Genomic DNA, 14,242 nt, shown 5'->3' on the forward strand with positions numbered 1-14,242 from the left:
CTATTCTTTATTTAAGACTAAAATTTTGTCTTCTTTATTTGTACAAGTATAACCAAAATTAAGCAATGAGTCTTTTAAACTCGAGCTGTTTATTAAAATTATGCAAGAAGATACAGTAACTATTTCTTCGATTATAGAACTATAATTTTCATTAGAAATTAGAACTACATCATATTGCTTTAGTAACGCAGGATTCAGATTTTCCAGATGGTGGATGGCCCTTTTCTTAACGATATAATTTGTTTTTGCAACTGCATGTTTTTCTTCATCGGTTGTATAGGAATCAACTTTTCGTTGAGGTTCTTGCAATGTTAATAGTAAATCAAGTTGACCATAATCATTGTTTAAATGTAAAATCTTGGCTTTTGAATTGATGTATTTGTTTAACGAATAATAGGCTTCTAAATTGGTATTTAGATTCTTTTTTACATTATTTATTATTTCTAATTCTTTGTAATCAAAACTAGTAAGAATCATTTTTTTGAAATAATCTGAACCCTCAAGTTGTTCGCGTATTTTTTTGAATTCGGATCTAAAGTAGGTGCTTATCTGTTTCGTTCTTTCGGTATAATTCTTTCCAAAAGAAAGATTTTCAGAGGTAATTCGGTCAAGAATAGAAACGGTTATTGAGCCGTCGTATATAATGAAATCCCCTTTTGGTAAGACTTCGGAAGTACCATGAATTACAATCGGAACAATGTCCAGATTAAAATGCTCGGCAAGATAAAATGCTCCTTTATGAAATCTTTTTATTTGATTGCTTTCAGATCTTGTTCCTTCTGGAAATACCATTAATGAATATCCTTCATCTATTTTTTTGCGCAAATGTTCGAGACCTCCTTCTAGTCCTTCTGATACTGGATAAAATCCAGCTTTTTTTACAGTTGCTCCAAAAACAGGAGAGTTATAAACCCAGTCGCTTACCAGATAGATGATTTTTGGACTTAACATTCCAACTGCCAGAATATCCAAAAAAGAAGAGTGGTTGGCAATGATTACAGCAGGTTTTTTGAAGTCCTCGTTATGAATATTAATTACTTTTTTACGTACAAAAGGATTGGTATATAAGACTGATTTCATGAATTTTGAAATCAGATATCTAAAACCGTTCATTTTTGTTTCTTCTTTTAAAGGAAGAATTTTCATGATTGTCAAGCAAAAACCAGACATTAAAGCGCCGCCAAGACCGTAATATAAAAATGATAATATTCCATTTATGAAAGAACGAAGCTCAAATGGTGCTTTTCCATTTTTAGGGCGATTAGACAAAAATAGTTTAAACAAAATGGGGTAAAAGATGAACGTAATGATTAGTGCCGCAAATACTCCAATTAATGAGATTGACGAAATAGATTGTAAGGCTGGATGTTTGGCAAATATCAATGCGCCAATTCCTAGAATAGTTGTTATTACAGCTAGGATAATTGATGTTCTATAAATTGCAATTTCATTTTTTCCAGTTGTATATTCTTTCTGTAATGCACTAGTCATGAAAATACTAAAATCGACACCATGCCCAAAAATTAAGGTGCATACAATCATACTGAAAATGTTCAGTTCGATATTAAAAAGCCCCATAATACCAGCAGTTACAATTCCAGTTAATGCAATTGGGATGCAACTTATGATAACCAATTCGACTCTTCTGAAAAAGAAAAACAGAATAAGAATTACAGCAACAAAAGAATAATTTACAAGAGAATTGAAGTCGCTGTTAAGCGTACTAAAAAAAGTTTCATTCATCTGTTGGCGGTCAATAGCCAATAAACCATCTTTGACAGAAGTTGATTTTACAAAAGGATCACGTTGTTCGGGTGCGACTTTTACTAATGTCGAAATAGTGAAAAATCCATTTTTCTCACTAATAAACTCCTGTAATTGCAATGCACTTATCTTTAAATAATCCTGATAGGAGATAGGTTTAAAGTTAGCATCAAGATGGTCAAAAAATGCGGTGTATGTAGTGGGTTTAAATCCAAGTTTGGCACCTTCGCTTATTAATTTAGATTTTAAAAGCTGTTTTTTATTGGCATCCCAAAACGAATTCCATTTGTCTATTTTTTGTTTTTGCTCCTTTTGCGAAAGCATAATTCCTCCTACAGAACTATAATTTAATATTTTATTTTGTTGTTTGTCTTTTGCGAGAGCATCAAAAAGCTGACTGTTTTTTTGCAAAACGTCTTCCATACTATTTCCGTATGAAGCCAGATAAATTGTTTTAGAAGTTAAACTTGTTGTGCTTTCTTCAAGATCTTTTTCAGCCGCTTTGATTTCTTTTGGAACAAAGTTTAATTGCGATAAATCATTATTAAAACCAACATCGTTATATGTAAAGCAACAAATAATTGTAATTAAAACGCAAAACCCAATTAGAAATTTATTGTTATGAAATGAAAAATGAGCAAGTCTGTCAATTACATTTTTTTATGAACAGAATTATTTTCTTTTGGTTTGTATAAATGTGGAACAATGAGCAGGGAGAAAAATGCAGAAGCCATTACGATTACTGCAGCAAAAATCCCTAAGTCGTTTAATGCATCTGATTTTACAAAAAGCAAACATAAAAATGCAACGGCAGTTGTTGAACTGCTCATGATTACAGGCATTGTAATGTCTTTGTACAAGGTTTTTACATCGCTGTTATGTTTGTAATGTGTAAGGATATGAATGGAATAATCTATTGTAATTCCCAAAAGTATTGAGCCTATCCCTAATGATATAGCCGAAATTCGTTCTTTTACAAAATATAAAAATGCAACCGCAAATAGCGCCCCAAATACCGTTGGAAGGAAAATAATTAAAGGGATAAATACTTTTCGATAAAATAGAATCAAAATCAGCATTAGCGTAATCATTGCAATAGTTGTAGTAAGTACAATGTCACTTTTAATTTGGTTGGCATTTGCAACTGCGATAAGGGCCGAACCAAAATAACTAATTGAAGCTTTTGCTTTGAATTGTTTATTTAAATTGTCTTTTATAGTATTGAGTTTTGCAGCAAAAATGGAATTTTTTTCTGTTTCGCTTGAAGGCAGATTAGAAGTAATAAACAGGAGTAATTTCTTTTTGTCTTTGGTCATTACAAAACCATTATCTAAGGTAAAATCATCACCTACATTTAATTGTTGTAATTTTTTTAGGGCTATAAATGAAATTCCTAAAGGATCTTGTAATATAAAATCTTTGGTGATAAACCCTGAAGGAGAAAGTATTGATTTGTAGTTTCCTTGTACAGTTGCTTCAATACTATCTTTTTGTAGTTTAGATTGAATAGTTATATAATCGTTATCATCTAAAAAAAGGGGGACGTTATTATGAACAAAATCAATAGTTTGTTGGATGTTTTCTTCATCTATTTTTCCTTGTACAGCTGTTATATAAGGTTTGCAAGTTTTGGCAATACTGTCTGTAAAAACAGCAGCCATTTCTTTTAAGTCTTCATCAGTTCCCTCTTTTTCAAGTTGAAAAATTACAGTAATCTTATCCGCAAAATTAAGTTGTTTTAGTACTTTGGCAGTAACATCAGTCTTATCATTTGTTGGAATAAGCTTGGTAATATCTTCTTCAAATTTAATTTTAGAAGCAAAAAATCCAAATATAAAAAGCACTGCGATTGCCAAAAAAACCGAGAGTGATTTTCTTCGATTTACAAATAAATGTATGGCGTAGAAATAATGATGCATGCTTATTGTTTTTTTAACCACTGATTACAGGGATTCACACAGATTACTCTCGTTGCGAATATAATTTTTTTTAATCCTTTAGTCTGTGGCAAAATATTTAATTTAATTGTTGATTTTATTTTTTGGTGTACTAAACAATGTTAAGACCAAGTAGGTTATTGATCCGAATAATAATGCCATTAGAGATGCTAAAATAAGACTTCCAACAACATATTGTGTTATGTTTTTTGAAACGTCAGAAAGAACCATTGAATCATTTTGTGTTAAGGAAGTATTGTTTGCTATAAAAAGACTTCCCATTTTTAGAGATCCATATATTACTAATGGAATTAAAGGAGGTAAACTAATATTTGAGGCTACAAAAGCAATGACTTTATTGAGCTTAAATAATGTGGCTAAAAAAAGAAGTAATACTGTTTGAAATCCCCAAAATGGTGAAATCCCAATAAATACTCCTAAAGCAATGGCCGCTGATTTTTTAAAATTAGATTCGTCGCTTTCCAGAATATCTTCGAGAAGAAATTTTTTAAGTCCTTTTTTTTAATTTTTCGAACTAAATCTCTTGGTTTGATATAGACAAGTGCAATAATAACCAATACTGTATTTAAAATACTAATTCGGGTAAAATCTGTGAATGGGCGAAAATGTGAAACTCGCTCCAGCGGATCGTATAAAACTTTAACAGGGATGTTTTTAACTGGAATTCCTTTCCAAGCAGCACGCACAATTACCTCGATTTCAAATTCAAATTTTGTTGTATAGTACCTTTCAGGAATTAGTTGCAAAGGATACAATCGAAATCCGGATTGTGTGTCTTCTAGACGTGTTCCTGTTTCAAACCAAAACCAGAAGTTTGAAAATTTATTTCCAAAGCTACTTTTTTTAGGCACATTTTCTTGTGTCATATTACGACTACCAATGAGTAAAGTATTTGGCTCGTTTTGAATAAAATCAATGAACGAAGGAATGTCTGAAGCAAAATGTTGTCCATCTGAGTCTATTGTTATTGCATACTCATAATTTAAAGCAATCGCTTTGTTAAATCCGTTTTGTAATGCAACTCCCTTTCCTTGGTTTTTAGGATGATGAATCTGGATGAGGTTTGGAAAATTTTCCAAAATTTGACTTGTTCTATCTGTAGATCCATCATTGACTACAATAATATCCTTAGTGTAGATCAATATTGAATTAAGAACTTTCTCCAACGTTTTGTTATTGTTGTATGTGGGTACAATAACACAAAAATTAGTTTGAGCAAGCTGTTCTTCTTGAGATAGAATAGGTTTCATTTTGTGATTTTTCTTTAACTACTTTATCGTTTGTTTTTCTGTTGTAGAAAACGTTTAGATTCTGAATTATATTTTTCTATAAACATTACTTAGTTTTACAGCAATTGTTTCGTTAAAATAAGTCGTGTTTTTTACTTTTACTAAACCATCCTCGGTTGTGGTAATGTCTAATTCTAAACGCAATTCGGGAGTAACTTCTGGATTAATTATCGCCATAAACTTTGCATTACTAAGCGTTTGTATCGTTAAATTAGTTTGCGTGATTGTTTCTGAAAGTTCTTTTATAATTTGGATCATACATACTCCTGGCATTATAGGATTGTCTGGAAAATGCCCTTTGAAGACATCATGTTTGTCATTTATTAAAATGACAGCATCATATATAGAGCCACTTGCGTTTTCTAATGACAGTATTTTATAAAAGTCTTTTAAAACCATAGATGTGTTTTTATTTTACTTTAAATGTATAGGTGATTCCAATTTGAAATACTTGATTTAAAATAATAGTATCGTAGTAGTAATCGTATCCATTATCAATTCCATCATATCCGTAAATATCGATTAATCCTTGTTTAAATCTCGCTTCAAAGGTTAAACCATTAGGTAATGTATATCCGACACCACTAACAAAAGCAAGGTCAACTCCAACAGGATTGTAATCATATGAAGGGAAATTGTCATTAATTTTAAAATCTACTGAAGGGCCACCTAATATATGAAATCCGCCTCCAGTAAAATGATATTTAGCAACTGCACCTAATGAAATATAATTTAATTCGTAGGTTCTTTTATTTGACCTGCTTGACCCTAATAAATATTCACGAGCTTCTGCGCCTTGTCTTGTATAAGTTAGTTCTGGCTGAAGTGTAAAATATTTATTGAATTTTATAGCTATTAATCCACCAGCATAAAAATCTGTTTTTGGGTTGCTGGATCCAAAATTGGTAAAATTTGAAATATTTAAACCACCACGAATTCCTGGGCTAACGGTTACTTGTGCATGAGATTTTATAAAGCCGATAAAAAATATAAATGCGATTAAGGTTAATTTTCTCATTTTTGATTTAATTTGGATGATTAGTTTAAGTTTTTATTCAGGTTTAAAATAATTCAATTCAATTTTCAACTTTATATTTTGATGTAAAATCTCAATTTTCTCTGCAAAATTATTATTTTCTGAACTAAAATGAATAGTTATCTTTTCTTTTGTTTGAGAGGCATGAATTACTTTCTCTAATTTTTGATTGTCTTTAGATAAAAAAATAAAATTATATTGTTTGCCATCTTTAGATTGGTAGATAGTATTGGTTTGGTTTTCAAATTGTTTTTCAATCAAGTAATTTTTTCTAAGAAGCAAACGAAAATCTTTTTTTAAGGTCGAAATAAGAATCTTTCGGTCTAATTCGGATACGATTGAGTTGACTTTAAAGTTAGTTTCAGAAATTTCAAAATCTAGCAATTTATTGCCAAATTCGGTTGTAAATACAACTCTATGAGTAGTGTCATTTATTTTCTTGGCAATAAATATCCCTGATAATTCATGACCATAAACCGTTATGTTTGCTTTATACACATAATCAATTTCGGGACTAGAAAAATAAGGTGCTTCATAAGATGTTTTTTCTAATGGTTTTGGAGTGTAATTTCTCGTAACTTTTTGACCACAAGAAAACAGAAAACAGACTAAAAAACAACTAATTAGTAAAAACGGAGTCGTCGATTTTTGCATTTATCACTTTGTTTTTAAGTACAATTCGAGTATAATCTTCAGATGATTCAAGCAGTTTTACCTGAACAACCGTAGCGTCTTCTTTATCAAAAGTTAATTCTATTTGTTTAATGTATTTCTTTAAAGTTACATCTTTTGGAATGAACTTGGCAATATTCTGATTTTTTGATTTAAAATAGCTGATACTAAATTCTTTATCGTCAAACATATCGCCACTCACGCTGCCTACAATGAGCTTATTTATTCGGCCAAAGATTTTGCTGTTTCCAATGTCTACAGCACTTTTTTTACCTTCGTCATTAATCAAGATTTTGTTGTTCTTAAAAACAATACTATAATTATATGGTTTTTTGTATTGCCATTGCAATAAGTTAGGCTCTTTAAAAATCATCTTTCCTGATGTTTCGATATCCTTGGATAAAAAATCTAAATGTTTATACTGTACAAAATCAGTACTTAATGTTTTTATTTTTTTAGAAACGATATTAACTGATTGTTTGAAAGTTGCGATTTCACTGTCGGACATTTTCTGTTCTTGTGCGAAAGAATTCAAAACGAACAGGTTCAGAATAATAACGAATAAATATATTTTAGACTTCATATGCTTTAAGATTCAAAAGGTTTTCAACCGAAATCACGGTATAATTGTTTTGTTGCAAGAACTGCAAGAACTGTTCCAAGACCAAAACGGAATGTTTTTCGGTATCGTGCAAAAGTACGATTCCGCCAGGAGAAATTCGCTTTATAATACGATTGTAAATGATTTTTTGATCTTTAAGACCACCATCAAGTGATCGAATACTCCAACCAATTACTTTATGACCACTTAGTTGTAAAGCTCTGCGAATTGATGGAGTTGTTACACCATATGGAGGTCTGAAGAATTGTATTTTTTTTGAAGTAAATTTTTCCAGAAGTACATCGGTTCTATTAATTTCTTCTAATATTTTTTTAGCATTGTAAAAATCAAAAAAAGGAGAATGACTATAAGAATGATTCCCAACCTGATGGCCTTCAGATAAAACACGTTTTATGATTTCTGGGTGTTTCTCGATGTTTTTCCCAATGCAAAAAAAAGTAGCTTTTACATCGTATTTTTTTAAAACATCTAAAATTTCTAGAGTGATTGTGCTTGGACCGTCATCAAATGTTAAGGCAATTTTATTTTCGGTTAGCGATGGGTTACTACAATAAGCCTTTACATGATAGTTGGATTTTATTTGTGCTGAGTTTATCGCTACTATACTCAACCAGATTATTCCAATTAAAATAAACCACAAAAAATGGATTGCTATATATTGTTTGGTAAGAAGCAATAAAAGCAATAAGAGGATAAAAAATACAGCAGTTTTTTTGTGTGTTATCATTTTGAAATTAATGTAAAACTATGTTCTTTTCCGTTTAACTGATTGTATAATAAAATAGTATTATATGCAGGTTTCTCTATTGAATTAACTTTAATTAGATCTGGAATTGTCTGTGTTTTAATAATTTTAGAGCCCGTCCATAACCCAAATGCCGAGGCGGTGTTATACTCTCCACATAAATGTTTGTAGTAAATCTGTGGCGTATTCGCGAAAGCATTTTCCGTTAAAATTTTATAATAAGAATCAAATGTAACATCTCCATTAAAGCCTAAGATGATAGCATCGATGTCTGAAATTTCTAATTTATTTAATTTAAGAAATTCAATAATTTCAGATTCAACTTCATCTTCTCGTAGTTCGTTTTTAATTTCTACATCTACAAGTTGAGCATAAGTAGTTTCTTTTTTTTCATTTTCTAAAACAAAAAAACAAGCTCCTTCTCCATGAATATACCCTTTTGTAGTTTCGTTTAAAAGTTGGTATGGTTCTTCTCTGTCTTCTTTTATATAACCAGCCAACTTAAAAAGAGATATTGTATGATCACCATTTTCATCAACTCCACCAACTAATATTGAGTTGGCTTCGTTTTCTTCTATTTGCATTTTGGCATCTAAAAGAGCCGACTCAAAAGAGATTGCACCATTTACATAAGTAAAATTATATCCTTTGCATTCTAATGTAAGGGCAATTTGTGCTCCAACGGTATTGTGAGTTGATTGTATAAAAGCAGTAGGTGTTAAGAATTCTTCGTTATTATCGATGATTGCTTTTAAGAATTTCTCTGAATCCTCGATGCAGCCCATTCCTGTTCCTGTAATAATAGCATCGATATTCGTGACATCGGCTTCTTTCATGGCATAAGCAGAAGCTACGATTCCATTTTTGATTCCATTAGCCATTCTTCGGCTTGCAATTGGAGAAATAAAGTCTTTGTAAACAGGTTTTTTTAAAAATAAAACAGTGTCGTTTTTATTCCATTCTGCTTCTTCCAGAAAAACAGTATCGAATGTTTTTTGGGCTGAAAGACAACCTGTACCATTTATATATACTTTTTTCATACGAAGATTGTATTTGTTTTTTTTAGCAATATGGAATCGCCATTCTTTATTTTAAATGTTATTTGGAATCTTGGCGATTTCATCTGTTTTTAGAAAATATAAGAGTGGAACAATTACCGCCAAATCCAAATGAATTTGATAATACATGTTCGATATTTTTATGCTTTAAAGTTGTTTGTGGCGTTAGATTAAATTCCTGCATTGGAGTTTCAAAATTTAAACTTGGGAAAACCAGATTGTTCTGAATCGCAAGTACACTATAAACAGCTTCGATTGCTGCTGCTGCTGCCAGCGTATGTCCTGTAAAAGGTTTGGTCGAACTAAAATCGGGAACAGGTATTTCGTTGTAAATTCTAAGAATAGCTCTTCCTTCAGATAAATCATTATTGGGAGTTGCTGTTCCATGAACATTTATATAATCTATTTCGCTTGGATTTAAAGCTGCAACATCGAATGCTTTTTTCATAGCAAGATAAGCACCATCACCATTTTCGGAAGAGGCTGTTTGATGAAAGGCATCATTGGCATTACCATAACCCGAAACACGAGCGAGTACTTTTTTATTTTCTTTTTTTATAATTTCATCAGATTCTAAAACTAAGAAAGCAGCAGCTTCCCCTAGATTCAATCCTTTACGTTCATTATCAAAAGGTTTATTATATCCATCAGATAATATCATTAACGTTTTGAAACCATTGATTGTAAATTTTGCCAAAGCATCTGTCCCTCCAACAATTACACGGTCTAGTTTTCCTGTTTTTATTAATCGTGCTCCAAGCATAATTGCATTTGCAGCCGAAGAACAAGCGGTACTTATTGTAGTAATCATACCTTTTAATCCAATTTCATCAGCAATTTTATGAGTTGAATCTCCACAATTATGACTAATAATATGTTTCCTTAGTTCGGGATTTTCAAAATAGTCATAATAATATTTTTCGGTCATATCCATTCCACCAACAGTAGTTGCCGAAATTAATCCCGTTTTATATTCATTAATTGATGTGATTCCTGCATTTGCAACCGCTTCTTTGGCTGCAATAGTACCAAGTAGAGCTGTTCTTGAAAAGTTATTTTCTTTACTGAGTTGTAATTGTGCGATTAACTCAGCATTGGTTTTTTTTATTTCACCAACCTTAATACTATTAGCATGAACTGTCGAAATGTTCTCGATAGTTGTAATAGCAGCTTTGTTATTTATTAATGAAATATAATTTTCTTCAACCGAATTTCCGATTGAAGAGATTATTCCCATTCCAGTTATAGCAACTCCTTTGTTCATTGGATTTTTAGGCTACTTAGATTTTCAGACTTGCTTAGACTACTTAGATTTTCTAGATAAAAGTCATGAAAAACAAGAGAATAGTCTAAAAATCAAACAATTTATTATTTTAAACTTTGACAAAGCTTCTTGAAACTATTTTAATTTTTTAGACTTTAGACAATACTTTTATCTAAGTCGTCTAAGAAAGTCTACTTAGTTCTGTTTGCTTCAATATATGTCGCCATTGATTCGATTGATTGAAAAATTACTTTTCCTTCTTTCGGGTCAATTAATTTAATTCCGTAATCTTTATCTAGAATAACGATTAATTCTAAAGCATCAATAGAATCTAAACCCAAACCATCTCCAAACAAAGGGTCATTGTCATTAATGTCACCAAGTGTAATATCTTCAAGGTTTAATACAGTAATGATTTTATTTTTTAATTCTAATTTTAATGCGTCCATTGTTATTTATTATATAATGTTTCTATCGTTTCGTTTTGATATTTTTGGTTCTCTTCTTTACCAATTACGCAAAGAAAGGCTTTATATTCTTCATTAAAAAATTCAACCCATCCACAAAGAACCCTTTCTGCTTTATTAGTCTGCAAAAGCGTATTGGCATAATTGGTCATAAATTCTGAATTGAAGGCGTCAAATATAAAGAAAGAATTCTCGCTTTTTAGTTGATGACGAATACTAATTTCGCCCAGACAAATGTTTGGTAACGTATAAACAAAAACTGCAGGACTTGGATAATAGTTTTCCTTATCGGATATGGATTCCTGATATTTTACATCGGTATCTAAACTAGATGATTTATTAGCTAAGACTAAAGCAGTATTGTTTTCTGTTTGCTTTGTGAGTTCAGTATCGCTCAGGTTCAATTCTGTTTCTGATTTCAAAAGTAATTCGGCACCTAAAAAGGCAAGTTTACTTAAAGAATCCATCTTGAAAAACTTAGGATAATTAATGTCAAAATTGCGATACGCTTGTTTTGAAAAGTCAGCAAAAATCGTAGGTTCTATTTTGAATATAGAAGTTCCATTCAAAACAATTTCGTTGTTTTCAATCGTAGAATAATCGTATATGTATGTTTTGTTTTGAGTCATTTGTTTTTGTTTAACAACACTAATTTCACGGATTAACACAGATTAAAGGTTTATTTTTAATTCTACAAATCTTAAAGAATTAATCTGTGAAAATTTGTGGAATCCGTGTTTATCTGTTACTTCACTTTTTCAAAAACCACAGCCGTATTACAACCTCCAAAACCTGAAGCTGTTTTTAGGAACGTTTCGATATTTTTATCCTCGTTTTTCTGAATAACATTTATCGATTGACTTACGCCCAATTCATCAAAGCCTAATGAAACGAAAAGCTTATTTTGAAGTACAGATTCAATCGCAATGACGGTTTCTAATAAGCCTGATGCGCCTAAGGTATGACCATAAAAACCTTTCAGACTATTTACAGGAACTGTTCCCATTTCTAATCGGTTGAAAGCAATAGCTTCCATTTCGTCATTAAAAGAAGTTGCGGTTCCGTGTGCCGAAATATAATCAATATTCTTAGGTATTATTTGTGCTTCATTCAAGGCATTTTGTATGCTTCGGTACAAACCTTCGCCTGTTCTAGAAGGACCCGAAATATGATTGGCATCGTTTATAGAACTATCTCCTGCGACTTTTATTTTTGCGGTTGCCGGATTTGCAGAGATTAAAACTGCAGCAGCAGCTTCGCCAAGACTTACACCAGTTCTGTTTAAAGAATATGGTTTGCATGGTAAACTACTCATTGCTTGAAAAGCATTAAAGCCAGACAAAACAAATTCTGAGACTTCATCGCCAGCAACGATAAAAATATTGTCGTAAAGCTCGCTTTGTAGTATTCTTTTGGCAACTGAAATGGCCAAAATCCCAGATACGCAAGCATTCGAAACTACGATTGGTTGGGTTTTAAATCCAAAATAATCGGCTATTGTTTGAGCCAAAGTATGTAAATACGCATTCTGAAAACTTTCAGGTGAATCTTTTTTTAATGCAGTAACATTTCCTTTTGTAGTCGAAAGTATAAAGGCTGTCTTTGAATCTAAATCTATTTTAGAATTCTTGATTATTGGTTCTAATGCCAATAGCATCATTTTCTCTAATCTCGAATAGTTGGTTTTTGGACTAACTTTTGCGAAAGCGGTATTCAGTTCGTCATCATTTATAATAGAAGCATAAAAAGGAATCAGCATTAATGAGAGATTTTCATGCAATTGAATACCCGATTGACCATGAACTATAGCATCAATGTTCGAGGGAACATCAAATCCTAATGGTGTGATACAATTGGTTTGCGTGATGTATGCTGCTCTTGTCATTTTATGTTTTTTATTCTTGCCAGTTTTTAAGTTCTTACTTCAACAATCCTACTTTTCGTTTCCATTCTTCATAAAATGGAGGATTGGTAAGCATTAAGTTCCCTTCTTTATTTAAAAATACCTGAACGGTTTCGCCTGTGCAAACAATTTCATTATTAGAATTAAAAATTTTAAATCTAAAAATTATTTTAGCTGCGGGTGTATCTACGATGCTTGTTTCTACTCGAATAACATCGCCATAGCGTAAAGATAATTTATGTTCACAAATTGATTTTACAATAGGTGTTGTATATCCACTCTTAGCAATATCAGTGTATGTAATCCCGTGTTTACGTCCGAAAGCCTCACGACCATCTTCAAAATAGGTTATGTAATAACCATGCCAAACAATCCCTAAGGCATCAGTTTCATTAAAGCGAATTCTGACTTCTTCGGTAACTGTTAATGCAATAGCTTCGTTATATTGTTCTTTTTTTCTTATCATACGCTAAGGGAATAGACTTCGTAAAATCCAATCGTTTATTTTTGCAAATATAGCAGGTTTAAAAGGCTTTTTTACATTCCTAAGTATAACTAGAAAGAATAAGAGGTCTATTTAGTTAGATTCTTTACGTAATTGTAAAACTTTTTTCTTATGACTTTTTCAGTTAATAGCTTAAATTAAAAGCATAAAACATTAAGAAAGAGAAAGCAGCTGTTACTAAAAAAAGAGCTAGGTTTACTTTTTTTATAATGGAAAAATATATCATTTCAAGAATAAATGCTATAACAAATGACATAGCTATTAAAACAAATCTAATTAATAAGCTAAAATCTCCTAGATCTCCATTGTGACGGGAATAACCAGGAGTGTTAGCATAAAAATAATTCCAAATTAAAAGCATCCCTACAATTGCTAGGAAAAAAAATCCAATTCGAATTAATAGATAAAAAAATATATTTTTTAAAGACATTATTATTTAAATTGACCGTTTTTACTAAAGTAATAATAATTCTATTAAAGCATCGATATGAATAACTTATTTGGCCAAAACGGTTTTCATCTGACCATTGGCAATTTCTTCGTTATTTAATGTAGTAACAATATCTACTAGAGTTATCCCTGCAAATTCTTGTATAATAGTTATCGACGATTGAATTTCATCGTTACTATTTGGTAATTTTTTTATATTAATTTGTTTGATGGAGCCAATGTAGCCTATAGGTGCTTTTTCTTGTTTTAAGAAAAAAACATATCCAGTATGCAATGCCACAGATTGAGCCATATGTTCTATTAATCCAGCTTCTAAAAAAACTCCATTTTCTAAAAAAATATTTTCATCTCTAATTTTTAAACCTGCGACTAAAGAAGTTTCATTGAATGAAAACATCTTATCTACCATTACAAAAGGAAATTTTTGCGGTAATAAACTTTCTACTGCTTCTTTATCTAGAATAGGTTTTGTCATGATTTAGGAAACTAATTTTTCGATTTTATTTGTT

At 31.1% G+C, this 14,242-nt stretch carries 15 protein-coding genes and 1 pseudogene; all 16 read right to left on the bottom strand.

What is annotated here, in order from left to right; genetic code table 11:
- The 16 genes and pseudogenes from EAG11_RS22470 to EAG11_RS18175 all read right to left on the bottom strand — a co-directional run bounded on the left by EAG11_RS22470 (position 1) and on the right by EAG11_RS18175 (position 14,208).
- Positions 1-2,187: a lysophospholipid acyltransferase family protein gene (locus EAG11_RS22470; protein WP_242499197.1), complete on the bottom strand. Its 2,187-nt coding sequence runs from the start codon at positions 2,185-2,187 to the stop codon at positions 1-3.
- 227 nt (positions 2,188-2,414) lie between these two features.
- Complete coding sequence (locus EAG11_RS22475; RefSeq protein WP_242499198.1) at positions 2,415-3,683, bottom strand: MMPL family transporter; 1,269 nt, start codon at positions 3,681-3,683, stop codon at positions 2,415-2,417.
- Between the two features lie 102 nt (positions 3,684-3,785).
- Positions 3,786-4,972, bottom strand: a pseudogene (locus tag EAG11_RS18110) (DUF2062 domain-containing protein).
- A 66-nt stretch (positions 4,973-5,038) separates the two neighbouring features.
- The gene (locus EAG11_RS18115; protein WP_129540409.1) at positions 5,039-5,410 is read right to left on the bottom strand and encodes a 3-hydroxyacyl-ACP dehydratase; all 372 of its coding nucleotides are present in this window, start codon (positions 5,408-5,410) and stop codon (positions 5,039-5,041) included.
- A 10-nt stretch (positions 5,411-5,420) separates the two neighbouring features.
- The gene (locus EAG11_RS18120) at positions 5,421-6,029 is read right to left on the bottom strand and encodes a porin family protein (RefSeq protein WP_129540410.1); all 609 of its coding nucleotides are present in this window, start codon (positions 6,027-6,029) and stop codon (positions 5,421-5,423) included.
- 33 nt (positions 6,030-6,062) lie between these two features.
- Entirely contained in the window at positions 6,063-6,701 is a 639-nt protein-coding gene (locus EAG11_RS18125) for a hypothetical protein (protein ID WP_129540411.1), read from the bottom strand.
- Positions 6,667-7,302 (bottom strand): outer membrane lipoprotein carrier protein LolA, encoded by a 636-nt coding sequence (locus EAG11_RS18130; protein WP_129540412.1) that lies wholly within the window; start codon positions 7,300-7,302, stop codon positions 6,667-6,669. The genes EAG11_RS18125 and EAG11_RS18130 overlap by 35 nt, the downstream gene beginning before the upstream one ends.
- On the bottom strand, positions 7,292-8,068 hold the full coding sequence (locus EAG11_RS18135; RefSeq protein ID WP_129540413.1) for a polysaccharide deacetylase family protein: 777 nt from the start codon (positions 8,066-8,068) through the stop codon (positions 7,292-7,294). The genes EAG11_RS18130 and EAG11_RS18135 overlap by 11 nt, the downstream gene beginning before the upstream one ends.
- On the bottom strand, positions 8,065-9,126 hold the full coding sequence (locus tag EAG11_RS18140) for a beta-ketoacyl synthase N-terminal-like domain-containing protein (protein ID WP_129540414.1): 1,062 nt from the start codon (positions 9,124-9,126) through the stop codon (positions 8,065-8,067). The genes EAG11_RS18135 and EAG11_RS18140 overlap by 4 nt, the downstream gene beginning before the upstream one ends.
- Positions 9,127-9,205: 79 nt before the next feature.
- Positions 9,206-10,408: a beta-ketoacyl synthase gene (locus EAG11_RS18145; protein ID WP_129540415.1), complete on the bottom strand. Its 1,203-nt coding sequence runs from the start codon at positions 10,406-10,408 to the stop codon at positions 9,206-9,208.
- Between the two features lie 191 nt (positions 10,409-10,599).
- Positions 10,600-10,857: a phosphopantetheine-binding protein gene (locus tag EAG11_RS18150; protein ID WP_129540416.1), complete on the bottom strand. Its 258-nt coding sequence runs from the start codon at positions 10,855-10,857 to the stop codon at positions 10,600-10,602.
- A 2-nt stretch (positions 10,858-10,859) separates the two neighbouring features.
- On the bottom strand, positions 10,860-11,504 hold the full coding sequence (locus EAG11_RS18155) for a 3-oxoacyl-ACP synthase (protein WP_129540417.1): 645 nt from the start codon (positions 11,502-11,504) through the stop codon (positions 10,860-10,862).
- Positions 11,505-11,620: 116 nt separating this feature from the next.
- Positions 11,621-12,760, bottom strand: coding sequence for a beta-ketoacyl synthase N-terminal-like domain-containing protein (locus EAG11_RS18160; RefSeq protein ID WP_129540418.1), 1,140 nt, complete (start codon positions 12,758-12,760; stop codon positions 11,621-11,623).
- Between the two features lie 34 nt (positions 12,761-12,794).
- Positions 12,795-13,244 (bottom strand): thioesterase family protein, encoded by a 450-nt coding sequence (locus tag EAG11_RS18165; RefSeq protein ID WP_129540419.1) that lies wholly within the window; start codon positions 13,242-13,244, stop codon positions 12,795-12,797.
- A gap of 163 nt (positions 13,245-13,407) precedes the next feature.
- On the bottom strand, positions 13,408-13,713 hold the full coding sequence (locus tag EAG11_RS18170) for a hypothetical protein (protein ID WP_129540420.1): 306 nt from the start codon (positions 13,711-13,713) through the stop codon (positions 13,408-13,410).
- Positions 13,714-13,779: 66 nt separating this feature from the next.
- Positions 13,780-14,208: a hypothetical protein gene (locus EAG11_RS18175; RefSeq protein ID WP_255673251.1), complete on the bottom strand. Its 429-nt coding sequence runs from the start codon at positions 14,206-14,208 to the stop codon at positions 13,780-13,782.
- Between the last annotated feature and the right edge of the window lie 34 nt (positions 14,209-14,242).

This window comes from Flavobacterium sp. 140616W15 (assembly GCF_003668995.1).
GTDB lineage: Bacteria > Bacteroidota > Bacteroidia > Flavobacteriales > Flavobacteriaceae > Flavobacterium.

Bases quoted from the DNA above. Each gene is read 5' to 3' on its own strand.
- EAG11_RS18125 (WP_129540411.1), bottom strand. From the start codon at position 6,701: ATGCAAAAATCGACGACTCCGTTTTTACTAATTAGTTGTTTTTTAGTC.
- EAG11_RS18160 (WP_129540418.1), bottom strand. From the start codon at position 12,760: ATGACAAGAGCAGCATACATCACGCAAACCAATTGTATCACACCATTA.
- EAG11_RS18150 (WP_129540416.1), bottom strand. From the start codon at position 10,857: ATGGACGCATTAAAATTAGAATTAAAAAATAAAATCATTACTGTATTA.
- EAG11_RS18140 (WP_129540414.1), bottom strand. From the start codon at position 9,126: ATGAAAAAAGTATATATAAATGGTACAGGTTGTCTTTCAGCCCAAAAA.
- EAG11_RS18135 (WP_129540413.1), bottom strand. From the start codon at position 8,068: ATGATAACACACAAAAAAACTGCTGTATTTTTTATCCTCTTATTGCTT.
- EAG11_RS18130 (WP_129540412.1), bottom strand. From the start codon at position 7,302: ATGAAGTCTAAAATATATTTATTCGTTATTATTCTGAACCTGTTCGTT.
- EAG11_RS22475 (WP_242499198.1), bottom strand. From the start codon at position 3,683: ATGCATCATTATTTCTACGCCATACATTTATTTGTAAATCGAAGAAAA.
- EAG11_RS22470 (WP_242499197.1), bottom strand. From the start codon at position 2,187: ATGGAAGACGTTTTGCAAAAAAACAGTCAGCTTTTTGATGCTCTCGCA.
- EAG11_RS18120 (WP_129540410.1), bottom strand. From the start codon at position 6,029: ATGAGAAAATTAACCTTAATCGCATTTATATTTTTTATCGGCTTTATA.
- EAG11_RS18145 (WP_129540415.1), bottom strand. From the start codon at position 10,408: ATGAACAAAGGAGTTGCTATAACTGGAATGGGAATAATCTCTTCAATC.
- EAG11_RS18175 (WP_255673251.1), bottom strand. From the start codon at position 14,208: ATGACAAAACCTATTCTAGATAAAGAAGCAGTAGAAAGTTTATTACCG.
- EAG11_RS18165 (WP_129540419.1), bottom strand. From the start codon at position 13,244: ATGATAAGAAAAAAAGAACAATATAACGAAGCTATTGCATTAACAGTT.
- EAG11_RS18170 (WP_129540420.1), bottom strand. From the start codon at position 13,713: ATGTCTTTAAAAAATATATTTTTTTATCTATTAATTCGAATTGGATTT.
- EAG11_RS18115 (WP_129540409.1), bottom strand. From the start codon at position 5,410: ATGGTTTTAAAAGACTTTTATAAAATACTGTCATTAGAAAACGCAAGT.
- EAG11_RS18155 (WP_129540417.1), bottom strand. From the start codon at position 11,504: ATGACTCAAAACAAAACATACATATACGATTATTCTACGATTGAAAAC.